Source organism: uncultured Pseudoramibacter sp. (assembly GCF_903789625.1).
Classification (GTDB): Bacteria; Bacillota; Clostridia; order Eubacteriales; family Eubacteriaceae; genus Pseudoramibacter; species Pseudoramibacter fermentans.
On the sequence record NZ_CAIFFF010000003.1, the window covers coordinates 150,450 to 173,812 of the forward strand.

22 protein-coding genes are annotated in these 23,363 nt (G+C 35.6%); all 22 read left to right on the top strand.

Features of this window, described 5'->3' with window-relative positions:
- Nucleotides 1–7: 7 nt before the first annotated feature.
- The 22 genes from rbfA (at nucleotide 8) to QZX60_RS03260 (ending at nucleotide 23,288) form a co-directional block, all read left to right on the top strand.
- Complete coding sequence (gene rbfA, locus QZX60_RS03155; protein ID WP_295361300.1) at nucleotides 8–364, top strand: 30S ribosome-binding factor RbfA; 357 nt, start codon at nucleotides 8–10, stop codon at nucleotides 362–364.
- A complete protein-coding gene (locus tag QZX60_RS03160) occupies nucleotides 361–1,332 on the top strand; it encodes a bifunctional oligoribonuclease/PAP phosphatase NrnA (RefSeq protein WP_295361302.1) in 972 nt (323 codons plus the stop codon). The genes rbfA and QZX60_RS03160 overlap by 4 nt, the downstream gene beginning before the upstream one ends.
- Nucleotides 1,316–2,233: a tRNA pseudouridine(55) synthase TruB gene (gene truB / locus QZX60_RS03165; protein WP_295361304.1), complete on the top strand. Its 918-nt coding sequence runs from the start codon at nucleotides 1,316–1,318 to the stop codon at nucleotides 2,231–2,233. The genes QZX60_RS03160 and truB overlap by 17 nt, the downstream gene beginning before the upstream one ends.
- 10 nt (nucleotides 2,234–2,243) lie before the next feature.
- Entirely contained in the window at nucleotides 2,244–3,188 is a 945-nt protein-coding gene (locus QZX60_RS03170) for a bifunctional riboflavin kinase/FAD synthetase (RefSeq protein WP_295361307.1), read from the top strand.
- Between the two features lie 14 nt (nucleotides 3,189–3,202).
- On the top strand, nucleotides 3,203–4,969 hold the full coding sequence (gene dnaG / locus QZX60_RS03175; RefSeq protein ID WP_295361309.1) for a DNA primase: 1,767 nt from the start codon (nucleotides 3,203–3,205) through the stop codon (nucleotides 4,967–4,969).
- Nucleotides 4,956–6,149, top strand: coding sequence for an RNA polymerase sigma factor RpoD (gene rpoD / locus QZX60_RS03180; RefSeq protein WP_295361312.1), 1,194 nt, complete (start codon nucleotides 4,956–4,958; stop codon nucleotides 6,147–6,149). Before dnaG ends, rpoD begins: the two co-directional genes overlap by 14 nt.
- On the top strand, nucleotides 6,149–6,826 hold the full coding sequence (locus tag QZX60_RS03185) for a class I SAM-dependent methyltransferase (protein ID WP_295361315.1): 678 nt from the start codon (nucleotides 6,149–6,151) through the stop codon (nucleotides 6,824–6,826). The genes rpoD and QZX60_RS03185 overlap by 1 nt, the downstream gene beginning before the upstream one ends.
- A gap of 31 nt (nucleotides 6,827–6,857) precedes the next feature.
- Complete coding sequence (locus tag QZX60_RS03190; RefSeq protein WP_295361318.1) at nucleotides 6,858–7,964, top strand: Nif3-like dinuclear metal center hexameric protein; 1,107 nt, start codon at nucleotides 6,858–6,860, stop codon at nucleotides 7,962–7,964.
- Between the two features lie 45 nt (nucleotides 7,965–8,009).
- Nucleotides 8,010–9,782 (top strand): indolepyruvate ferredoxin oxidoreductase subunit alpha, encoded by a 1,773-nt coding sequence (gene iorA / locus QZX60_RS03195; RefSeq protein ID WP_295361320.1) that lies wholly within the window; start codon nucleotides 8,010–8,012, stop codon nucleotides 9,780–9,782.
- A 6-nt stretch (nucleotides 9,783–9,788) separates the two neighbouring features.
- Nucleotides 9,789–10,361 carry an indolepyruvate oxidoreductase subunit beta gene (locus QZX60_RS03200; RefSeq protein WP_295361323.1) on the top strand — a complete coding sequence of 191 codons (573 nt, stop codon included), beginning with the start codon at nucleotides 9,789–9,791 and terminating at the stop codon, nucleotides 10,359–10,361.
- The gene (locus QZX60_RS03205; protein ID WP_295361325.1) at nucleotides 10,361–10,648 is read left to right on the top strand and encodes a cysteine-rich small domain-containing protein; all 288 of its coding nucleotides are present in this window, start codon (nucleotides 10,361–10,363) and stop codon (nucleotides 10,646–10,648) included. The genes QZX60_RS03200 and QZX60_RS03205 overlap by 1 nt, the downstream gene beginning before the upstream one ends.
- 24 nt (nucleotides 10,649–10,672) lie before the next feature.
- Nucleotides 10,673–11,311: a glycerol-3-phosphate 1-O-acyltransferase PlsY gene (gene plsY, locus QZX60_RS03210; protein ID WP_295361326.1), complete on the top strand. Its 639-nt coding sequence runs from the start codon at nucleotides 10,673–10,675 to the stop codon at nucleotides 11,309–11,311.
- 68 nt (nucleotides 11,312–11,379) lie between these two features.
- Complete coding sequence (locus QZX60_RS03215) at nucleotides 11,380–11,898, top strand: DNA-deoxyinosine glycosylase (protein ID WP_295361329.1); 519 nt, start codon at nucleotides 11,380–11,382, stop codon at nucleotides 11,896–11,898.
- Between the two features lies 1 nt (nucleotide 11,899).
- Nucleotides 11,900–13,939, top strand: coding sequence for a hypothetical protein (locus tag QZX60_RS03220; protein ID WP_295361332.1), 2,040 nt, complete (start codon nucleotides 11,900–11,902; stop codon nucleotides 13,937–13,939).
- 10 nt (nucleotides 13,940–13,949) lie between these two features.
- Nucleotides 13,950–16,166, top strand: coding sequence for an ATP-dependent helicase (locus QZX60_RS03225; protein WP_295361334.1), 2,217 nt, complete (start codon nucleotides 13,950–13,952; stop codon nucleotides 16,164–16,166).
- Between the two features lie 3 nt (nucleotides 16,167–16,169).
- Nucleotides 16,170–18,137, top strand: a complete 1,968-nt coding sequence (gene ligA / locus QZX60_RS03230; RefSeq protein WP_295361337.1) for an NAD-dependent DNA ligase LigA — start codon at nucleotides 16,170–16,172, stop codon at nucleotides 18,135–18,137.
- Between the two features lie 90 nt (nucleotides 18,138–18,227).
- Nucleotides 18,228–18,515: an Asp-tRNA(Asn)/Glu-tRNA(Gln) amidotransferase subunit GatC gene (gatC, locus tag QZX60_RS03235; protein ID WP_295361340.1), complete on the top strand. Its 288-nt coding sequence runs from the start codon at nucleotides 18,228–18,230 to the stop codon at nucleotides 18,513–18,515.
- Between the two features lie 9 nt (nucleotides 18,516–18,524).
- Entirely contained in the window at nucleotides 18,525–19,979 is a 1,455-nt protein-coding gene (gene gatA, locus QZX60_RS03240) for an Asp-tRNA(Asn)/Glu-tRNA(Gln) amidotransferase subunit GatA (RefSeq protein WP_295361342.1), read from the top strand.
- Between the two features lie 14 nt (nucleotides 19,980–19,993).
- Nucleotides 19,994–21,433: an Asp-tRNA(Asn)/Glu-tRNA(Gln) amidotransferase subunit GatB gene (gatB, locus tag QZX60_RS03245; protein WP_295361344.1), complete on the top strand. Its 1,440-nt coding sequence runs from the start codon at nucleotides 19,994–19,996 to the stop codon at nucleotides 21,431–21,433.
- Nucleotides 21,434–21,452: 19 nt separating this feature from the next.
- Nucleotides 21,453–22,169, top strand: coding sequence for a ribonuclease PH (gene rph, locus QZX60_RS03250; RefSeq protein ID WP_295361396.1), 717 nt, complete (start codon nucleotides 21,453–21,455; stop codon nucleotides 22,167–22,169).
- On the top strand, nucleotides 22,169–22,783 hold the full coding sequence (gene rdgB / locus QZX60_RS03255; RefSeq protein WP_295361347.1) for an RdgB/HAM1 family non-canonical purine NTP pyrophosphatase: 615 nt from the start codon (nucleotides 22,169–22,171) through the stop codon (nucleotides 22,781–22,783). The genes rph and rdgB overlap by 1 nt, the downstream gene beginning before the upstream one ends.
- Before the next feature lie 16 nt (nucleotides 22,784–22,799).
- On the top strand, nucleotides 22,800–23,288 hold the full coding sequence (locus tag QZX60_RS03260) for a metallophosphoesterase (RefSeq protein WP_295361350.1): 489 nt from the start codon (nucleotides 22,800–22,802) through the stop codon (nucleotides 23,286–23,288).
- Nucleotides 23,289–23,363: the final 75 nt, after the last annotated feature.

Below are 23,363 nucleotides of genomic sequence, written 5' to 3' on the forward strand. Positions count from 1 at the left end.
TGGCTTAATGGCTTCTCATCGTTTAGAAAGAATCAACGCACAAATACAAAGAGAATTAAGTTTGATTATCAGTCAAAAGGCAAAAGACAGAAGACTGCATAATACAACCTTTGGTATTACGGATGTAAAAGCAACTCAGGATTTAAAAGTTGCAAAGGTTTATATTTCGGTCATAGGCTCTCAAGAAGAAAAAGAGGGCATCATAGATGCGCTGAATAACGCAAAAGGTTTTCTGCGCAGTTCATTAGGTCGTGTCTTGAAAACACATACGACGCCGGAACTTATTTTTAAAATCGATGAATCTGTTGAATATGGTATCCATATTGACCAAATATTATCAGAATTAGAAAATGATAAGAAATGAAATTAATTAACGAAAAAATTACAGACTATATTCAAAACAATCAAACCTTTTTATTAATGACACACCAAAAACCAGACGGTGACGCCATCGGATCAGTTATTGCGCTTGGCAGAGGATTGAAGGAGCTCGGTAAACAAATCGATTATTTTGTTCAGGATTCAATTGAACAGAATTTAAGTTTTTTTGATGAAATAAAATATTTCAACAAAACAGAGAACCAATCCTACGATGCTGTGATAGTGGTCGACTGTTCGACATGGACACACATTTGTAAACCGGCTAAACTTCCCGAATACAAAGCGGTCATCAATATAGACCATCACATTACGAACGAAGGCTACGGAGATCTCAATCATGTCGAGGATGTGGCAGCGGCTTCAGAACTGATTTATCGTTTGCTTAAACAAATGAATATACCTCTCGATGAAGAAATGGCTGACGCTTTGTACACGGGGATATCGACCGATACGGGCTCGTTTCAATTTTCAAATGTCACATCAGCAACACATCAAATTCTTGCTGAGTTATATCAATATCCTTATCGATATGCTGACATTGCTAGACGGGTTCACCATGAAAAATCATTGATGCAAATGAAAATGTACGGCGCAGCAATTGAAAACACAACTCTAATTAACGATGCGACAATCGCTTGGACAGTTTTGGATTACAAGACGATCCATCAATATGGCGGCGATATCAATATTTCCGATGACATTGCAAACATCGGAATTAACATTAAAGGTGTCAGTATTGGGGTGACTTTAAAAGAGGTTGAAAAGGATATATACAGAGTTTCTCTCCGAGCAAGCTCAGAATGTGATTTTGATGTATCCAGCATCGCAAAATGCCACGATGGCGGTGGGCATAATAAAGCCTCAGGCTTCACCTTCCAATCTAACTTGGAAGCATTAAAACAGGAAATAACCAGTAAATTTAATGAAGTAAAAGATGGAAGAAATCAATAATAAGGAAAAAAATGGCGTCTTAATATTAAATAAACCCATCGGGATAACATCTCATGATTTGGTCAATATTGTTCGAAAATTATTTGATATAAAAAAAGTGGGACATACTGGTACTTTAGATCCCGATGCTCAAGGGGTTATGATTGTCGCTTTAGGCAGAGCCACAAAGTTTATCCGTTTTTTCTCAGATACAAATAAAACGTATCATGCACAAGTTCTTTTCGGTAACGAAACAGATACCTATGATATAAGCGGAAAAATCATAACGAGTAAGAAACCAGATTTTTCTGTCACGTCGTTAAAAGATAGTCTTGTATCTTTTGTCGGAAAAATTATGCAGCAGCCGCCGATTTATTCGGCATTAAAAAAGGATGGCAAACATTATTACGAATACGCCCGCCAGGGGATACAAATTGATATTCCAAGGCGGGAGGTTGAAATTTTTAATGTCCAGCTTTTAGATGCGGAGGTGCCATTTTCAGCTGATATACGCGTCGAATGTTCCTCTGGAACCTATATCAGAAGTTTATGTCATGATATCGGTTTGTCACTTAACACATACGCGTGCATGGGAAAATTGGAACGAACTGCGGTTGGAAGGTTTGATATTGAGCAAGCGCTTGACATCAACGATTTAGTGAAAATGAGTCTTCCCCAAAGAATGGAGCTGTTATTGTCAGTTGACGATTTCTTGCCGTCCTATCGATCAGTGCAGAGTAATGCTCGAGGAGATCGTTTTATTAAGAACGGAAATAAGCTTTTTCAATGGAATGCAATTGATTCTTTTGAAAATTATCGAGATAGAGAGCCTCTCAAAATTTATGACAGTCAACGCCATTTTATTGGAATGGGCAGGTACAATCAAATAGAAAATTTTGTGTATCCATTGAAAATGTTTTAATAGTATTAATATGAAAAAAAGAAGAGAAACAAATAAGTCTGATCAAGGAATGGTCATGGCCTTAGGTTTTTTTGATGGTGTTCATAAAGGGCATCAAGCGTTGCTAAAAAAAGTAATAGAGATTTCAGAAAATGATCATTTGGAATCAGGCGTCATGACTTTTGTTAAACATCCTCTAACTCTGATTTTTCCAGCATATACGCCGGATTTAATTACAACAAATGATGAAAAAGTAAAAATTATCCATTCTTTAGGCATTCAGCATGTTTATTTGGATGATTTTAATGAAAAACTAATGAATCTCTCTAGTGAAAATTTTATTAGAGATTATCTATTAGTAAAATACAATATTAAGCATCTCGTGGTTGGATTTAATTATACTTTTGGCTATAAAGGTGCTGGTAATGTCGAGACGTTAAAAAAATATGGCAAGAAATATCATTTTGGTGTTTCGGTGGTTTCACCGTGTATTATTGACGGCGAACCAGTCAGCAGTACGAGAATTCGCGGCTTAATAAAAGCTGGCAAGGTTGATGAGATTGAACCGCTTTTGGGGCGGCCTTATCAAATCAAAGGAAAAATTGTAAAGGGAAAGGGACTAGGTCACCAATTCGACGTTCCTACTGCGAATTTAAAATTAAAATCAAAGGTCATATTACCTAGTTCTGGCGTTTATTACACAAAAGTAATTTTACATGATCATGTATACGATGGATTGACTAATTTAGGAGCAAACCCAACATTTAAACAGCATCCTTACACGATTGAAACGTTTATATACGATTTCGATGAAAATATATATAATCAAACCATGTCACTTACTTTTGTAAAGAAAATAAGAGATGAAATTAAATTTGACAATGTAGATGAATTAATGGATCGTATTAAATACGATATTGATTATATTGATAAAATATACAGGAATCATCCCTCGAGCTTGCAAGGTACTAAATAAAAGAAGGTCATGTCATGCCACGTTATTCTGAAGAAATTATTCAAGAGGTCATTGAAGCTAACGATATCGTTAGTGTTATTTCTTCGTATGTACAATTGAAAAAATCGGGCCGATCGTTTATGGGCAGATGTCCTTTCCACAACGAACGCACACCTTCTTTTTCTGTTTCACCAGACAAACAGCTATATCATTGTTTTGGATGCGGCGCTGGTGGAAACGTCATTTCATTTATTATGGATATTGAAAATATGAGTTTTCCGGAAGCCTTGGAATGGTTAGCGGAACGGGCTAATATCACGCTGCCTCAAAAAACAGAATATACGGATTATCAGTATCAACAAAAGAAAAAATTTTACGAAATCAACCGTCAGCTTGCAAATTATTATTACGTGTTATTAAAGCACTCTTCCAAAGGACAAAAATATATCCAGGAAAGAGGCTTAGATCAGTCGACAATTAAAACATTCGGGATTGGTTATTCAAAAGATTCCTGGGATAATGCGATTCGGTTTTTATCGAGCAATCACGTTTCTTCTAAAGAAATGCTACAAATTGGTTTAGCGATTCAAGGAAAAAATGGCAAATTATATGATCGTTTTCGTGATCGTTTGATGATTCCTATTCAAAACAGTCGGGATAAAATCATTGGCTTCGGCGGACGTGTCATCGATAAAAAAGAAAATACACCAAAGTATTTAAATTCTCCAGAATCGACAATTTTTTCAAAGGGAACTGAACTTTTTAACTTGAACCGAGCTAAAAAAAATATTCAAAATAATCAGTTTATTGTTGTCGAAGGGTATATGGATGTGATCGCATTATATCAATATGGAATAAAAAATGTCGTGGCTGCGTTAGGCACAGCCTTTACACCAAACCATGCGAAAATATTAGACCGATACGTGTCATCTGTTGTTTTATGCTTTGATGGTGACCAAGCTGGAGAAAAGGCGACGAAACGCGCCATTGATATATTGAAAAAATCAGATTTGACAATTAAAGTTTTGCGATTAAATATCGAAGACGATCCAGATTCATTTATCCGGAAAAATGGGACCGATGCTTTTTTAGATAAAGTCAATCATGCAAAAACAGCTACAGATTATTTATTAGATAATTTAAAAATAAATAACCCTCTAAATACAAACGAAGAAAGAATTAATTATGTTAACGGAGCGATTCCTATTCTCCAGGATACAAAAAGTGACGTAGAAAAAGAGGTTTATGCAAAAGTTGTTTCAAAAAGAACTGGAATCTCTGCTAAAATGATATTTAACGAGGCAAAAAAAAGTAAAAGTGAAAATAATAAGATTAATTTAACTGCCTTGTCTCAAAAACAATCCTCTTCTGATAAAGTGCCTAAGGTGCTTCAGCAAGCGGAGAAAAATGTCATCCTCGGACTGTTGAATAAAGAGATTAATATTGAGAATTGCAAACTCGATACATTGTGCTTTACAGATCCATTCAATAAAAAAATCTACAATCTTATTGAAAATAATCGCGACATGACCGCATCAACAATCATATCTTTTCTCGAGACAGATGAAAAACAACAGCTTTCGGAAATGCTTATAAAAAACGAGCAGGGAAATAGTGATTTATTGAATATGTACGAAGAGAGCATAAAAATACTGCAAAGAGAAGGACAAAATAAAAAAATTGCTCAACTGGAGAAAAAATTAAAAGACGATCCTTTCAATTCTGATGTCGTAAATATTATGGAGCAAATAAAAACGTTAAAGGCAGAATCAAATATAGGAGGACAAAATGGCGAAAACTAAATCTGACGAATTGACGAAAAACAGTGTTTTAAGTCAATTGAGTCAAAATGAAAAGGAAATTGAAGATATTACTCCTGAACTTAAGAAATTGCCGGAAGTTAAAGAACTTGTCAAAAAGGGGAAAAAGAAGGGATATCTAGATAATGAAGACATTGATAATGCCTTAGATAAAAAAGATCTAGATCCAGAAGAAATAGATTCTATTTATTTATATCTTCAAAAAGAAGGAATCAATTTGATTTTCGGAGATGATGTCGATGATTTATCTGAAATGGATGATACGAGCATCGCTGAACTAAATGAGATTGAGAAAAACGAGAAAAAAAAGGACGCCGAGCTATCGGATAGTATTAATGTAAATGATCCAGTCAGACTTTACTTAAAAGAAATTGGCCGTGTTCCATTGTTGACACCAGAACAAGAAATGGCAATTGCAAAACGTATGGATGAGGGCGACGAAGAAGCGAAAAAAGAATTGGCAGAAGCCAATTTACGACTGGTTGTCAGCATTGCCAAACGCTATGTGGGTAGAGGGATGTCTTTCCTTGATTTGATTCAAGAAGGAAATCTTGGCTTAATTAAAGCTGTTGAAAAATTTGATTATAAAAAAGGATTCAAATTTTCTACCTATGCGACATGGTGGATTCGCCAAGCCATTACTCGTGCCATAGCAGATCAAGCTCGAACCATTAGAATTCCAGTTCATATGGTCGAAACAATCAATAAACTCATTCGCGTTTCAAGACAATTATTGCAAGAATATGGCAGAGAACCTACGCCTGCAGAAATCGGCAAAGAAATGGGCTTTTCTGAAGAAAAAGTGCGTGAAATTCAAAAAATCGCACAAGATCCTGTTTCGTTAGAAACACCAATTGGTGAGGAAGAAGACAGCCATCTTGGTGATTTCATTCCGGATGATGAAGCACCGGCTCCTTCAGAGGCGGCTTCTTATGCATTGTTGAAAGAGCAGCTGATGGACGTGCTTAGCACATTGACGGACCGAGAAGAAAAAGTGCTGCGTCTCCGTTTTGGTCTAGATGATGGCAGAGCGAGAACTTTGGAAGAAGTTGGAAAAGAATTTGACGTGACCCGTGAACGAATCCGTCAAATAGAAGCTAAAGCATTGCGTAAACTTCGTCATCCCAGCCGCAGTAAAAAATTAAAAGATTATTTAACCTGATGATTGCAAAAAGGCTAGAAGTTATTTCTGAATTAGTTGCGCATAGCCGGTGCACTGCGGATATTGGAACAGATCATGGCATTGTTCCTTTGAAATTAATTGATTCTCATCGGGCGGACATGGTGATTGCCACTGATGTCTCCGCCCCATCTTTAAATAAAACCCAAAAAAAGGTAGCAATCAATCACTTGGGTTCCAAAATAATAACTCGGTTAGGTAATGGTTTGGATCCAATAAACAAAGATGAATGTGATACAATTATTATTGCTGGAATGGGTGGGCTATTAATCGAGGATATCCTCAACCGCGGTGTGAATAAAATAGAAAATGCAACATTAATTTTGCAACCAATGAATAATGCACATTTTGTTCGAATGTTTCTCGAATTCAGCGATTACAAGATTACAAAAGAAATGATTGTATTTGAAAACAATCATTATTATCAGATCATCGTTGCTGAACCAGGGAACATGAAAATTGATGACCCAATTGATTATTGGGTAGGCTGCAAAAGTGCAAGAAAATCTGATGCTGTATTTGAAAATTTTATAAAATCTTTAATATCAAAACAGAAAGAGATCATCCATTATACAAAAAATCAGCCTACAGCTAATGCACGTCGTAAAATCATTCAGACAAAGAATATAATCTGTATGTTAGAGGAGACACTTAAATAATTTGAATATTTTCAAATTGGGGGCTAAAATTATGAAGGCACAAGAAATATATAAGGTTATTGAACAGATTGCTCCATTATATTTGGCTGAAGATTGGGATAATTCCGGACTTCAAATTGGCTCTTATAATCGAGATATCAATAAAGTTCTTTTGACTTTGGATGTCACAAAAGAAGTGATTCAGGAAGCAGTAGAAAAAGATGTGCAGTTAATTGTATCGCACCATCCATTTATCTTTAACGGCATTAAATCGCTATGTATAGATAATGGCAAGGGAGAGCTTGTCGCACAATTAATTAAAAATAATATCTCTGTATATTCAGCACATACTAATCTTGATTCTGCAAAACTAGGATTAAATCATTATATTGCCAATCAATTAGGGATTAAAGAGACTGAGCCACTTGTACAATCTGATCAAGATCAGTTATTTAAACTTGTTATCTTCACACCTCAAAATTTTTCTCAAAAAATTTTAGACGTACTTGGAGAAAATGGCGCAGGTTTATTGGGAAAATACAGTCATTCATCTTTTAGAGCCGCGGGTAAATCGACGTTTAAACCACTTGAAGGTTCAAAACCATATATTGGAAAAACAAATAAAGTTGAGACTGTTATTGAAGATCGTATAGAAACCATTATTGATCGACACTTAGCCAAAAAGATTTTACCTATTTTAAAAGAGATCCATCCTTACGAAGAAATGGCTTATGATTTGTATCCTTTAGATTCTTCCATTTCAAAAAATGAAAATGGCTTAGGGAGAATTGGTTTTTTGAATAAGTCGATGTCTTCTCATGAATTTATTGATTTAATAAAAAAGAGCTTAGGCGTAAATTTTATTCGTACGGCTGGACCAATCCCTGAAAAAATAAAGAAAGTTGCCTTATGTACAGGGGCAGGCGCTGAATTTCTAAGTATTGCTAAATTCAAAGCAGCAGATGCTTATATCACAGGTGATTTAAAATATCACGAAGCGCAAAATGCCAAAGAAAATAGTTTATGGGTCATTGATGCCGGACATTTTGGAACAGAAAAAAATGTTGTGTATCTGTTGAAAGATCACTTAAAATCGAATTGTCCATCAATTGAAACCATCATATCAGAAAATATTAAAAGTTATTTTGAAATTTACTAAGCTAATATATAGATGGATTCATTTCATAAAAGCAAGGAGGACTTTATGAAAAAATTGTTTACAGGAAATGAAGCAGCTGCGCGAGGCGCTTGGGAAGCAGGCGTAAAATTTGCAGCAGCTTATCCGGGGACTCCAAGTACGGAGATTCTGGAAAATTTAGCATTGTACGATGAAGTTCAAACGGAATGGGCACCAAATGAAAAGGTTGCAGTTGAATCAGTGGCTGGTGCTTCGATCGCAGGTGTTCGGAGTTTAGCGTGTATGAAGCACGTTGGTCTCAATGTGGCTGCAGACCCGATGTTTACCTTTGCTTATTTGGGCGTTAACGGCGGTTCCGTTATACTGACGGCCGATGAACCAGGAATGTTTTCTTCCCAAAACGAACAAGATAATCGTCATTACGCAAGAGCTGCTAAAATGCCGATGTTTGAACCATCAGATTCACAAGAAACAAAGGACATGATGATCAATGCCTTTGATCTTTCAGAAGAATATGATGTTCCAGTTTTATTTAGAATGACAACGCGAGTCGATCATTCAAAAAGTATTGTGAATTGTGAAGATCGCAAAGATATCCCTGATAAACCATATGAAAAAAATATCCCTAAGTATTGCCCAATGCCTGCTTTTACTGGGGATATGCAGAAAAAATTGTATGCAAATTTAGAAAAAGTCAAAGATTTTTCAAATCATTGCAAGTGGAACTATATTGAAGATAACCATAAGCCATTGGGGATCATTGCATCTGGCGTTGCGTTCCGCTATGCAAAGGAAGTTTTTGGTGACGAAGCTTCTTATTTGAAAATTGGCTTTTCACATCCATTGCCGATGGAATTAATAAAAGAATTCGCATCCAAAGTTGAAACCATTTATGTTTTAGAAGAAAATGATCCGATTATGGAAACGGAAATAAAAGCTGCTGGTATTCCGTGTATTGGCAAAGATATGTTTCCACAAAGAGGGGAATTATTGCCTGAACGTATTAGACTAGCTGCCTTTGGAAAAACTCAGGAAACAATTAAACCAAATCCGGAAGCAGTTGTTGGACGGCCACCAGCACTTTGCGCGGGTTGTCCACATCGTGGATTCTTCTATGAGTTGAGTAAACTTAAAAACACTATGATTTTTAGCGATATTGGCTGTTATACCTTAGGGGCATTGGCGCCATATAACGCTACAGATGCCTGCATTTGTATGGGCGCTTCAATTTCAGGCGGACATGGTGTGGCGCAGGCTTTAAAATTAAAAAACGAAGACATGAATGTCGTATCTGTAATTGGCGATTCGACTTTCTTCCATTCCGGCATCACATCATTACTTGACGCTTCTTACAACAAAAGTTCGTATTTAACAGTTATTCTCGATAATAGAATTACAGGGATGACCGGTCATCAGCAAAACCCAGGAAGCGGTTATGATTTAAAGGGAAATAAAGCACCGATTTCTGATATTGAAAAGATCTGTCGTGCAATTAACATTACCAATATCCGGACAGTTAATCCAAACAATTTACAGGAAATGAAAGATGCATTAGATTGGGGAATTCATTGTGACGGACCAGCTGTCATTATTACAAGATGGCCCTGTGCATTAAAGAAACTCTCTGAAGAAGACAAGCAAGAATTTCCTAAGGTCTTTACTCAGAAATATCATGTTGATATGGATAAATGTATCGGTTGTAAAAAATGTATCGGGACAGGCTGCCCTTCATTAGAATTCGGTCGTGTTCAGGACAAAAAAATGAACATCACTGAAAGCTGTGTGGGTTGTGGCGTTTGTAGTCAGGTTTGCCCGGTTGATGCGATTATTAAAGGATAATGTAATATGGAAACAAAAAATATACTGTTAGTTGGCGTAGGCGGGCAAGGCACTATTACAGCCGCAAAATTGTTGACAACTGGGCTTATGGCATCGGGATATGATGTCAAGATGAGTGAAATACATGGGATGAGTCAAAGAGGTGGTTCTGTTAGCTCTCAAGTACGTTATGGCTCTGAAGTACAGTCGCCGGTTATTGAAGCTGGAACAGCTGATATCATTGTGGCTTTTGAAAAAATGGAAGCCATGCGCTATATCAATTATTTAAAACCAAATGGAAAAGTTATCGTTAACGATAAAGAAATCTGGCCAATGCCCGTTATTATTGGAAAAGCAAAATATCATTCGGATATTATAGGCGAATTAAAAAAATTAGCGGACGTTACTGTAATTAATGCTTCTCAGCTGGCCGAAGAACTTGGCAATGAAAAAGTAACGAATGTCATTTTATTAGGCGCAATTGTCAAAGCAATGGGATTGGATCACATTGATTGGGATCAGATCATTGCAGACAATGTCAAGAAAAAATTTGTTGAATTAAATCAAATCGCTATTAAAAAAGGAATGGATTTGGTTTAGTGAATAAAGAAAACGGCCAAAACTATCGATTTTTTCAACATAAGGATTGTGAATTTTTCCCTTGTCATCAAGTGGAGCATGATCAAATTTCCAATTTTAATTGTTTATTTTGTTATTGTCCACTTTACGCCTTAGGAAAGAGATGTGGCGGCAATTTTTACATATCTGAAAAGGGGATTAAGGTATGTACAAATTGTACAGTCCCACATAAAAGGGAAAATTATGATCAAGTGATGAATAAATTAAAAATATTTATCCAGGAACTAAGTGAAAAAAATCTAAAGTAATTCAATCATAATCGGAGAGAAGCTATGAATGTGATGTGGGGAATATTACTACTTATCGGATGCTATTTCATTGGAAATTTAGATTTTGCTTACATTGTTGTAAAAATAGTAAAACATGATGATATACGTAACTACGGCAGTGGAAATGCAGGGACAACAAACGTCCTGCGAACGATGGGATTAAAATACGCAGCATTGGTTCTTTTACTTGATGCACTTAAAGGGACTCTATGTATTGCTGTTGCCAAGTATCTCAATCTAAAAATAGGACTTGATCCAATGTGGATTGCTGGAGCTGGAATTGCCGTATTATGTGGACATAACTGGCCAGCGCTTCTGAAATTTAGGGGAGGCAAAGGCACAGCAACCTCTATCGGGTTATTCTTGTTATATGATTGGAGAATCGCAGTAATTTGTATTGGCATTGCTTTAATCATTTTAGCAATTTTTAAAATGGTTTCTTTAGCTTCAATTACAGGCATGACAATTTTACCATTTGTTACATTGGCGTTTTGGGGACTTACTAATCTGCCAGCATTGATTTTGACTATTTTTATGGCTGTGTCTACGGACGTTCAGCATCGCAGCAATATTAAAAGAATTATCGCGGGCACAGAAAGCAAAGTTGGTCAACATGTTGAAATGAAGAATTCAGAAAAATAATGTGTAGAATCCAAAATATGACATTTGTCATATTTTGGATTTTTAAATATTATATATATTAAAAAATAATGGAACAGATTGAACACAATATAGATCCCTTTTTTGATTTGAATTCCCAAATATTAATATTAGGTTCTTTTCCCTCTCCAAAATCAAGAAAAACTGGTTTTTATTATGGTCATCCACGAAATAGATTTTGGAAAACTTTATGCGGGGCATTTAACGATAAAATTGTACCTAATAGTATTTCTGAAAAGAAACAATATCTGAAAACGCGAAAAATTGCACTATGGGATGTGGTAGCCAGCTGCCAAATTCATGGTGCATCAGATTCTTCGATAAAAAATGTTTATTATAATGATTTGCATTATATAATAGATACAGCGCCCATTCAATTAATTGTTACGACGGGGAAAAAAGCAGATTCTCTTTTTCGAAAACGATGGTCAAAAGACCCAGTGATTAATAAAATCTCATATTTGAATCTTCCTTCCACTAGTCCGGCAAATGCTTCAATGAATTTAGCGCAATTAATAAAAAATTATCATCAAATAATAGATGTATTAAGACGAAAGGATAAGGAATAACATGAAAATTTCTTGTGAACGATGCGGGAGAGAAATTGGTTTCTTTTCAAGAGCGCATGAATTAAAAAATGTAAATCTAAATATTGAATATAGTAATTTATGCTCAAAATGTAATTCCTTATTAACAAATGCGATATCAAAGATTGATGCAATGGCACAATCCATTCGTAAAGCTCTGCTTAACGATTATAAATTTTCAAATCTCGTTTCTGTTGATTTGGATACCATCATTTTTTTATCAATTGATGCCGTATTAAGAATCAACCCGAGTTTCTCTGATCCTAGTGATGCGCTTTACCAAGTTTTTATTGGCGAAAATTCAGAAAATATATATTCTGAAAAAGAATTGCTATCTAAAATAATTAAAAAAATTTTAGATTATGGATTTTCTGCTAATTTAGAAAACGCCGAATTATTGAGTTATAGCAAATATTTTAGTAATACCGTATTGTCAATTAAGCAAATACAAGCTAATTGTAGTCAAAATGTTCCCCAGACCTGGATAGATCTGTTTTTAACCAAAAGAGGCGTCGTGCTTCGGCAAACAGAAGGCGGACAAATTACCAGAGTTAATTTTCCGTTTAATGAAGAAATTAAATACTCTTTAAAAAAGCAAGATGGTTTACAATCCATTCAATTTTCAAATGTTAAATATCCAGAATCGTCATTCAAGGACAGAAATGTAGTTTTATTCAGTAATGACGATAATCAATTGCAGCAAATTACAAAATTAGTTGATTATTTTAATGAACAATTAAAAGAAAGAGAAGATCAAAAACGTAGGTTAATTTTGAACCAGATTGGCGAACAGGTCAGAAATGATCTGAGAAAAATATTTTCAGACACGCCTATCTCAACATTGCACGTGGATAGCGTTTTATTGATCATAATGAAAAATATCAAACGGAGGAAAGAAATACCTGTTCTAGATATCTATAATCCCTACGGCGTTATCGTCGATTTATTGATTCGAGATTATTTAACTAATTTTTTGACTTTAGGGATTAGAACTAGGGACGAAATTGTCGAATATATTCAAGACCATTGTTTGTACACTGAAGAATGTAATATAAAATTACCTTCATTAAAATCTGATCATATGTGGGGATTCTTTACCTCTAGGGGATATATTCTCTTTCTTAAAAAGGCAAAAAAATATTTGTTTGTTTTTGAGAAAAATTATCCCAATGATATTTATTACCCTTTAAACAATTTGCTTTACCAGGGAATTAGATATATTCAAATTCCGGATAAGTATCACTATTTATCTAACAAAAACGAACAAAATGGCGTAATTTTGTATAGCAAAAAAATTGAAATCGTAGATGAAATGAATCGTTTCTTTACAAAAAATAATTGTGATTTTCAAATGGACTTTTACATGGAAAAAAGAAACGAAATTTTTACAGACCGCGATCAAATATTAGAATTAAAACGTGCGTGTGATAAGTTGTTTGCTGTTTTCGGATACATTCCGTTTTGCATGTACGATGAATGGTTCACAATTTATCAAGAAATAATAAAAGATAGTCCATTCCTCGAAAGATTATTTTCTGATCAATCCTCGACGGTCAATCAATATAATCATCATACAATTTATACAAAGCGAATTACACATGCTTTTGATAAAGGTGCAACCGATCTGATGAAGACTTTAAAGATTGATGATATTGATATTGCGAAAGGATTAATGTTGGAATATTTGAATCAGTCATTAATTGATCTTTTATCACAAGAGTGGGTTCGAATTAATGGCGATGAAATTAATGCCAACACATCGTTAGAACAAGCTTTTGATTATTATCTTAATCTGAAAAAAATTGAACCTCAAAAAGCATATTATTTCGGATTATTTGTTTATTATTTAATGAACAAAGGTGTTTTATCTAAAAAATACAATTTTTTTGAAAATTATCAACGTTCTATGGCTGTGTTTTTACGCTGCCAGCAAAATTTAGAGTATGATACCGGCATTGAAATTCCATCAGAAATGCTGGAAAGTGATTCTGAAACTGAAGTGAATGAGACGACAAAGGAATAAATTATAAAAAATGAATCAAGATATCACCAAAGGATTAAACGCACAACAAAAGGAAGCGGTTCTGTCAACAGAAGGACCACTACTTATTTTGGCTGGAGCTGGATCTGGAAAGACGCGAACAATCATTCATAGAATTGCTTACATAATCCAAAATAATTTAGCATATCCTTCACAGATTTTAGCGATTACTTTTACCAATAAAGCTGCAGAGGAAATGAGAAACAGAATTGCGGCGATGGACATTGAAGGTTCTCGGTATATATGGATGTATACTTTTCATGCCATGTGTTCAAGGATACTCCGAACATACGCAGAATTACTTGGATATCAGAAAAATTTTGTTATTTATGATACAGACGATCAAAAACGATTATACAAACAAATCATTAAAACATTAAATTTTTCTGATAAATTGTTTTCTTTTGGCAGTGTGATTAACGAAATTTCATTAGCTAAAGAAAAAACGATCTTACCTAAGCAATATGAAAAGGAAGCTGCAGGTGATTTCCGAAGAGAAAAAATCGCTCAATTCTACAAGGTTTATCAAGAAGAACTCAAAAAAAATAATGCGATGGACTTTGACGATTTAATTCTCAATACGATTATTTTATTTAAAACCAATCCCCAGGTTTTAAAAAATTACCAGCACAAGTTTAAATATATTTTGGTTGACGAGTATCAGGATACCAATCACAATCAGTATGAATTAGTCAATTTACTATCAGCGGAAAGTAAAAATATTTGTGTGTGTGGTGATGACGACCAGAGTATTTATGGATGGAGAGGGGCAGATATTCATAATATTCTAGATTTTGAAAAGGATTATCCAAACGCAAAAGTTATTAAATTAGAAGAAAATTATCGTTCAACACCTTCTATATTAAATATAGCCAATCATATTATTTCGAACAATAAAGAGAGAAAAGAAAAGAAGTTGTGGACAAATAATCCCGACGATCCACATAAAATAGTGTTACGTTCTTTCGATTCGGGAAATGAAGAAGCGGAATACATTGCAAATGAAATTTATAATTTAAGAAAAGAAGACCATTATAAATTTAACGATATTGCGATTTTATATCGAACGAATGCACAGTCGCGTTTATTCGAAGAAACTTTTATGCGGCGAAATATTCCATACCAGCTAATAGGCGGAACAAATTTCTACGCGAGAAAAGAAATTAAAGACATTATTTCATATCTACATGTGTTGTACAATCCACAAGACGATTTAGATACGCTTAGAATAATTAATGAGCCAAAACGAGGAATTGGCAATACGACGGTTCAAAAAATAAGAGATTATGCTGATTTTAAAGGTTATAGTATTTTAGAATCAGCTTTTCATTGTGATGAAAATCCTGAGTTATCGATGTCAGCAAGAACAAAAATTAAGCAATTTACAGATATTATTTCTAACTTACTTGAATTATCAAATACTGTTGGCGTGGCAGACTTATTAGAAGAAACGGTTAATCAAACGGGCTATTTAGAGATGCTAAAAACAGGAAATGTTCAAAATGCAGAATCTCGAATTGAAAATCTGCAGGAATTAATTTCTAGTGCAGTGGAATTTGAAAAGAATTCTGACGATCAATCTCTGCAAGCTTACCTCGAAACCATTTCGTTGACGAATGAAACAGATAAATATGACGATCAAGACGGAAAGATACTTCTTATGACGCTGCATAATGCAAAAGGCCTCGAATTTCCAGTCGTTTTTATGCCTGGAATGGAAGACGGCATCTTCCCACATATTCGTTCCTTTGACGATGAAACACAAATGGAGGAAGAAAGAAGAATTTGTTATGTTGGTGTAACTCGGGCACAAAAAAGGTTATTTTTGACTTATGCAAATTCTAGGACAATTTACGGAAGAACGCAGCCGGAATTACCATCCCGTTTTCTTGAAGAACTACCAAAAGAAAATATTGATTTTCAAGAAACAGGTTATGCGAGTCGAAATAAGCTTATACGAGATAGCGGTGCATCTTCAAGATATAAACACCGCGCATTTAATAAAAGCCTCCATTATGCAAAAACAAAACAGCATGATGCATTTGTAACTAAGCCTGAAAATAATTTTCATTTGGCAGATCGCGTAAAACATAAGAAATTTGGCATTGGAACAATTATTGATATTCAAAAGAACCAAATATCAGTTGCCTTTCCAGGCGTGGGAATAAAAAAACTTGCACCATCATATGTGCAAATAGTAAATGAGTAAAATATGGATTCAATTTCATCGAATAAAAAAATTTTAATCGATTCTCTTGTCAAAAAATTAAATGATGCTTCTGACGCCTATTATAACGGCAAAGAAGAGTTAATGTCTAATTATGAATGGGACAAACTATTTGATCAATTAAGTGATCTAGAGAAGCAAACAGGCTACGTATTAAGCAACAGTCCGACTCAAACTGTAGGAACTGTTCAAAATAATGATGGTGATAAAGTAGCCCACGAATATCCGGCATTATCACTGGCAAAAACAAAAGACATTAATGATATGATCGATTGGGCTGGTGAAAGAGATGTTTGGTTATCCTGGAAACTAGACGGTCTCACTTTGGTAGCAACTTATGATGATGGAAATCTCTCATCTTTAGTCACACGAGGAAATGGGATAATCGGAACAAATATTACATCACTTGCCTCAGCGATTCAGGGCATTCCGCTATCGATTCATTTGAAAACTCACTTGGTCATTAGGGGCGAGGCCATTATCACATACTCTGATTTTGAAAATTTTTGCCTTTCATCCGACAATGATTATGCTAACCCAAGAAATCTTGCATCGGGATCATTGAGCTTAAAAGATATTAACGAAGTGAAAAAACGAAATATTCAATGGATTCCCTTTACTTTAGTACATACGGATGAATTAATTGTCTCTTGGGGTGAAAGAATGGAATTATTAAAAAATTTAGGATTTCATCCAGTTGAAGCAGAAAAATTACATCCCAAAGAGATTGAGGACGCCATCGCACGTTGGAGTAAAAGGGTTGCGAGCAATCAATTAGATTATCCCGTGGACGGTTTGGTTATGGTTTTTGATGATACTGAATATGCAAGGCGAGGTGGCGCGACGGGCCATCATGAAAAACGCGCCGGACTCGCGTATAAATGGCAGGACACGTCAAAAACAACGAGGCTCGAGAAAGTCGAGTGGTCATGTGCGGCGTCGACCATTACACCTGTTGCTATATTTGATCCTGTTGAGCTTGAAGGGACTACTGTTAAAAGAGCGACGCTTCACAATATTAGTGAATGCAGGCGGTTGGGAATTGGCGGACGTGGAACAGAGATTACAGTCATAAAGGCGAATAAAATCATCCCTAAAATTATTGCTGCTAAGTCGGTTGGGGAGTTTTCTATTCCAAATGAGTGCCCAGTCTGCCACCACGAAACAAAAATAGAAATATCATCTTCTGGTGCAGAAACACTTCATTGTACTAATCGTGATTGTGCTGCTAAGCATCTTAAAAAATATGAACGTTTTGTTAGTAAATATGGCATGGATATTAACGGCTTGTCGCTTCAGACTTTAAATAAATTTATGAATCAAGGATATATTAAAAATTTTTCTGATATTTATTTATTAAAACAGTATGAAGATCAAATAAAAAGGTTAGACGGTTTTGGAGAAAAATCAGTGGATAACCTATTTCAGGCCATCGAAAACAGTAGACAGGTTAAAGCAGAAAATCTGCTTTTTGCATTAGGCATTCCTATGATTGGTGTTGACGCAGCAAGAAAAATAATCCAAGCTATTGGCTTTGAACAATTTCTCTATTTTTCTAAAAACAAAATAGATTTTTCAAGTATAGATGGCATTGGAGAAAAAATGTCTGCTTCTATTATTGAGTGGTACGAGAACAATTCAGATGATTTAAATTTATTGCTTCAACAATTAACCGTACAAGATAATCAAGTTAATACAAGTTCAAAGAAGATGTGCGATCAATTGACATTCGTTATTACAGGCTCTCTCAATCATTACAAAAATAGAGATGCGTTAAAAAGTTATATTTTAAGTCAAAATGGCCATGTAACTGGAAGTGTTTCTAGGAAAACAGATTATTTAATTAATAACGATATTAACAGTAAGAGTGGGAAAAACAAAAAAGCAAAAGAGCTGAATATTCCAATTATTACAGAAGATGACTTTATTCGGCAATTTACAAACGAGGGTTAATAACTCAACATATCAATGTTAACCCTTTGTTGAAAATATAGTTTCTTTTATTTATAATGTATTATATTTAAATATTGATTAGGAGTTATGATGAGTATTTCAAACGAAGAAGTAACCTATGTTTCAAAACTAGCGAGACTTCGTTTCAACGAAGAAGAAACAAAAAAAATGGCCAAAGAATTAGGATCGGTATTAGATTATGTTGCGACTTTGAATGAAGTAGATACGTCTGATATTGAACCAACAGAACATATTCTCCAAGTAAGTAATGTATTTCGAGATGATGTGGTTGGCACACCGCTAAGCAACCAAGTTGCACTGGCAAATGCACCAGATCAGGAAAATGGGTGCTTTAAAGTGCCACGTGTATTAGATTAAGGAGATATGATGAATATTAATAGACTTACAATACATGAAACAAAGGAAGCATTATCCCAAGGAGAATTTTCTTCTGAAGAATTAGTTACTTCATATGCGGATCGTATTGAAAAGGTTGATCCGAAAGTCGATGCTTTCTTACTAAAATGCTTAGACGATGCAAAAAATCAAGCAAAAAAAATTGATAATGATGGAAAAACTAATTCAAGTATTTTATCCGGCATTCCATATGCATTAAAAGATAATATTTGTACAAAAGATATTAAAACAACGGCAGCGTCAAAAATGCTGTACAATTTCATCCCGCCGTACAGTGCCGATGTGTATGAACGCTTGCAGAGTTTAGACAGTATCATGCTGGGAAAAGTCAATATGGATGAATTCGCGATGGGATCATCCACAGAAAACTCAGCTTTCAAGACGACAAAAAATCCTTGGGATCTTTCTACGGTTCCGGGCGGTTCTTCAGGTGGTTCTGCAGTTGCAGTTGCATCAGATATGGCAGCTTATGCACTGGGCAGTGATACAGGCGGATCTATACGTCAGCCTGCGTCTTTGTGCGGTGTCGTTGGGCTTAAACCAACTTATGGATTAGTTTCGCGATATGGCTTAATTGCATTTGCTTCCTCTCTGGATCAGATCGGGACTTTTACTAAGGATGTAGAAGATGCAGCTATTGTGCTCAACGCAATTTCTGGTCATGATGTAAAAGACTCGACTTCTTTAAATCTGCCGAAGAAAGATTATACGGTTAATTTAAAGAAGGGAGCAAAGGGACTAAAGATTGGCATTCTGAAAAATTATAAAACAGAAGGCGTTCAAGAAGATGTCCAAACTGCTATGGACGAGTCAATTGCAGCTTTTAAAGATGCTGGAGCTGAAATTGTCGAAGTAGATTTTAGATATTTCAAACAGGCATTGGCTGCTTACTACATTATTGCATGTGCTGAAGCCAGTTCAAATCTTGCGAGATATGATGGTGTTCGTTATGGGTACAGAGCAAAAGAATACACCGATTATATCGATATGTACTATAAAACGAGATCTGAAGGCTTTGGTTCAGAAGTTAAACGGAGAATCATGCTTGGAACTTATGCGTTAAGTTCGGGGTATTATGATGCGTATTATAAAAAGGGTATGCAGGTTCGAACGGTTATTATTAATGAATACAATAAAATTTTCGAACAATGTGATGTTCTCATGACGCCAACTTCTGCAACGACGGCATTTAAAATCGGAGAAAAGGTTGACGATCCATTACAAATGTATATGTCAGATACTTTTACTGTTCCAATTAACATCGCAGGTATCCCGGCGGTTTCAATTCCAACGAAACTTGATCGAAGTGGTCTGCCAATTGGCATACAAATAGTAGGTCCAGCATTGGGAGAAGAACAAATTCTTCAAGCTGCTTGGGCATTAGAACAATCCTTCGATTTTAGAAAAAATCAGCCGAACCTATAAGAGGAGAAATATAGATGGAATACGAAATTGTCGTCGGTATGGAAATCCACGCCGAACTTTTAACTAAAACAAAAATTTTCTGTTCTTGCCCCACCAAATTTGGCGATCCAGAAAATACACATACCTGTCCTGTTTGTTTAGGAATGCCGGGCGTCTTGCCGGTATTAAATAAAGACGTTGTCCGTTATGCTGTAAGAGCTGGATTGGCGCTCAATTGTAAAATTGCTAATTTTAGCAAAATGGATAGAAAAAATTATTTTTATCCAGATCTTCCTAAGGCTTATCAAACTTCGCAATTTGATCGTCCTTTATGTTTAGGCGGAACTGTTGACATTAACGTAAATGGCCAAACAAAACCAATTGGTATTACGCGCATTCATATTGAAGAAGATGCAGGTAAACTGCTTCACGAATCGACAGATGGGACGTTAGTGGATGTAAATCGTTGTGGTGTGCCATTGATAGAAATCGTTTCGGAACCTGATATCAGAGGACCAGAAGAAGCGAGAATATTTGCTGAAAAGGTCAGAAATACTTTGGAATATACGGGAGTTTCTGACTGTAAAATGGAAGAAGGTTCAATTCGATTTGACGTCAATGTTTCAGTTCGAGAAAAAGGTGCTGAAAAATTAGGAACTCGTACTGAAATGAAGAATCTAAATTCTTTTAGAGCATTGGAAAGAGCAATTAAGTACGAAAGTAAGCGCCAAATTATCGAATTAAAAAAGGGTCATCCGATTATTCAAGAAACAAGAAAATGGGACGATGTCAAGGGCGTCAGCTCAGCGATGCGTTCCAAGGAAGACGCACAAGATTATCGCTATTTCCCTGAGCCAGATTTGGTCCCGATTACCATTACTGATGAAGAAATAGAAAAGGCAAAATCTGAATTACCGGAACTTCCAGAGGCAAAAAAAGCAAGATATATGGCAGAATACGATTTGCCAGAATACGATGCGGATTTGATCACTTCTTCCAAAGAAATGGCTCAGTTCTTTGAAGATACTGTAAAAATTTCCAATCACCCAAAACAGATTGCAAATTGGTTAATGGTTGACATTCCTGCTCACTTAAAAGAAAGGGAATTATCGATGTCGACTATTCCGTTTACGCCAAGCGACCTTGCTGAATTGATTGATTTAATCCAAAATGGAACGATATCAGGAAAGATCGCCAAATCTGTAATGGAAAAAATGTTTACAGAAGACGGTTCACCGAAGGAAATTGTCGAAAGAAATAATTGGGCACAAATGCAGGATGAAGGTGAACTTCAGGCAATTATTGAAAAAATTGTAGAAGATAATCCAAAATCTGTTTCTGATATTGCTTCAGGAAATAAAAAGGCATACGGCTTTTTGACTGGGCAAGTTATGAAAGCAACGAAGGGAAAAGCAAATCCACAGTTAGCTAACAAAATTATTAGAGAAGTTGTAGCGAAAAAGTTAAATAAATAATAAAATGAATCAGACATTTATTAGAACAGACGGTCGTTCCTGTGATCAGGGACGACCTGTTCAAATTATTAGACATTTTACGAAGTATGCGCAGGGTTCTGTCTTAATTAAAACTGGAGAAACAACGGTTTTATGCTCGGCAATGATCGATGAAACCGTACCTTCATTTATGCGTGGAGAAGAACGAGGCTGGGTTACCGCAGAATACAATATGCTGCCCAGTTCAACAAAAACCAGAAAAAAAAGAGACAGAAACGGAAAAACAGACAGCCGTTCTGTAGAAATTCAGCGATTAATCGGAAGAAGTTTACGTTCTATTATAGATTTAAACAAGCTTGGTGAACGGACAATTAAGATTGATTGTGATGTGTTACAAGCTGATGGGGGAACGCGGACTGCCTCGATTACTGGAGCCTTTGTCGCGCTGTACGATGCAGTACAGTGGCTGCTGGATAGAAAGATCATTGAGGATAACCCGATTAATTCTTTCGTTGCGTCCATTTCCGTTGGCATATTTAAAGACATGTCAATTCTCGATCTCTGTTATGAGGAAGATTCACAGGCGATTGTTGACATGAATGTTGTCATGAATGATAAAGGTGAATTTATCGAAATCCAGGGAACTGGAGAGCAGAGGCCATTTTCGCATAAAGAATTAGAAGCATTATTATCTCTTGCAAAAGAAGGAATAGAATTTCTTATATCTGAGCAAAAAGATGCGTTAGGAATTAAATGATGAGTAGGAAAATGATAATTGTTGCGACAGGCAATAAAGATAAAGTAAAAGAAATAAAAGATGAAATCGGCTCTTCTTTTGAAATGTTGACGATGAAAGAGGCCGGGATTGACGTAGATATCGATGAAGACGGAAAAACCTTTGAAGAAAATGCACTCAAAAAAGTTCGGACGATTAAGCCTTACATTAAAGATAAAGATCACACAATATTAATGGCAGATGACTCAGGACTATGTGTAGATGCGTTAAATGGCGCACCAGGTATTTTTTCGGCTAGATACGCTGGGCCGAATGCTACCTATCTAGATAACAATCAAAAATTATTAGATGCTATGAAAAATGTTCCGCCATCTAAACGAGATGCAGAATTCGTCTGCAGCATTGCACTTATTTTTCCTGATGGTGAAGAATGGACGTGCAGAGGTGTTGTGCATGGAAAAATTGCAATGGACATAACTGGACATGACGGCTTCGGATATGATCCGTTATTTATTGAAAACCAATCGGGACTTACATACGCTCAAATGAGCCTAGAAGAAAAAAATAAAATTTCGCACCGCTCAATTGCTGTTGCAAAAGCTTGTGAAAAGATTAAATCAAAAATAAACGCATAAGTTCGGGAGAGATAGTTTGGTTAAAATAGGGGTAATTTCTGATAGCCACGGCAATTTAACAAATTTGCAGGATGCCGTTGGTGAGCTCAATCAGTTAGGTGTCGATGCAATCTTTCATTTAGGAGATTATGTACGAGATTCAAAGAAAATTCACGTGTGGTTTAATCGGACGATTTATTCAATTAAGGGAAACTGTGATCAGGGCAGTCTTGACGGTTTAAATTACGCCAAAATTTCTTTTGAAAATAAAATTGTTTATGCGACGCATGGACACTTATTTAATGTAAAAAGTGATTTGGATGCATTATACTATGAGGGATCTCAAAAAAAAGCCGACGTTATATTATTTGGGCACACACATCGTCGGTTATTAAAGAAAAAAAATGGTATTTTGCTAATGAATCCGGGTTCTCTTATGGGCGGCCGGTATAGTGAGGATCCTTCATATGGCGTCATTACGATCGATAATAGCGGCGTGTCTGGAGAGCTTTTTGAATTAAATTGATATTTTTTAGAGATTATAGGGCAAATTGAAGCTAAAGATAATTTTTTGTTATCATATATCAATCGATATATGCGC

What these genes read in the sequence shown, in the direction of transcription:
- rbfA (WP_295361300.1), top strand. Translation starts at nt 8, where the DNA reads ATGGCTTCTCATCGTTTAGAAAGAATCAACGCACAAATACAAAGAGAA.
- QZX60_RS03160 (WP_295361302.1), top strand. Translation starts at nt 361, where the DNA reads ATGAAATTAATTAACGAAAAAATTACAGACTATATTCAAAACAATCAA.
- truB (WP_295361304.1), top strand. Translation starts at nt 1,316, where the DNA reads ATGGAAGAAATCAATAATAAGGAAAAAAATGGCGTCTTAATATTAAAT.
- QZX60_RS03170 (WP_295361307.1), top strand. Translation starts at nt 2,244, where the DNA reads ATGAAAAAAAGAAGAGAAACAAATAAGTCTGATCAAGGAATGGTCATG.
- dnaG (WP_295361309.1), top strand. Translation starts at nt 3,203, where the DNA reads ATGCCACGTTATTCTGAAGAAATTATTCAAGAGGTCATTGAAGCTAAC.
- rpoD (WP_295361312.1), top strand. Translation starts at nt 4,956, where the DNA reads ATGGCGAAAACTAAATCTGACGAATTGACGAAAAACAGTGTTTTAAGT.
- QZX60_RS03185 (WP_295361315.1), top strand. Translation starts at nt 6,149, where the DNA reads ATGATTGCAAAAAGGCTAGAAGTTATTTCTGAATTAGTTGCGCATAGC.
- QZX60_RS03190 (WP_295361318.1), top strand. Translation starts at nt 6,858, where the DNA reads ATGAAGGCACAAGAAATATATAAGGTTATTGAACAGATTGCTCCATTA.
- iorA (WP_295361320.1), top strand. Translation starts at nt 8,010, where the DNA reads ATGAAAAAATTGTTTACAGGAAATGAAGCAGCTGCGCGAGGCGCTTGG.
- QZX60_RS03200 (WP_295361323.1), top strand. Translation starts at nt 9,789, where the DNA reads ATGGAAACAAAAAATATACTGTTAGTTGGCGTAGGCGGGCAAGGCACT.
- plsY (WP_295361326.1), top strand. Translation starts at nt 10,673, where the DNA reads ATGAATGTGATGTGGGGAATATTACTACTTATCGGATGCTATTTCATT.
- QZX60_RS03215 (WP_295361329.1), top strand. Translation starts at nt 11,380, where the DNA reads ATGGAACAGATTGAACACAATATAGATCCCTTTTTTGATTTGAATTCC.
- QZX60_RS03220 (WP_295361332.1), top strand. Translation starts at nt 11,900, where the DNA reads ATGAAAATTTCTTGTGAACGATGCGGGAGAGAAATTGGTTTCTTTTCA.
- QZX60_RS03225 (WP_295361334.1), top strand. Translation starts at nt 13,950, where the DNA reads ATGAATCAAGATATCACCAAAGGATTAAACGCACAACAAAAGGAAGCG.
- ligA (WP_295361337.1), top strand. Translation starts at nt 16,170, where the DNA reads ATGGATTCAATTTCATCGAATAAAAAAATTTTAATCGATTCTCTTGTC.
- gatC (WP_295361340.1), top strand. Translation starts at nt 18,228, where the DNA reads ATGAGTATTTCAAACGAAGAAGTAACCTATGTTTCAAAACTAGCGAGA.
- gatA (WP_295361342.1), top strand. Translation starts at nt 18,525, where the DNA reads ATGAATATTAATAGACTTACAATACATGAAACAAAGGAAGCATTATCC.
- gatB (WP_295361344.1), top strand. Translation starts at nt 19,994, where the DNA reads ATGGAATACGAAATTGTCGTCGGTATGGAAATCCACGCCGAACTTTTA.
- rdgB (WP_295361347.1), top strand. Translation starts at nt 22,169, where the DNA reads ATGAGTAGGAAAATGATAATTGTTGCGACAGGCAATAAAGATAAAGTA.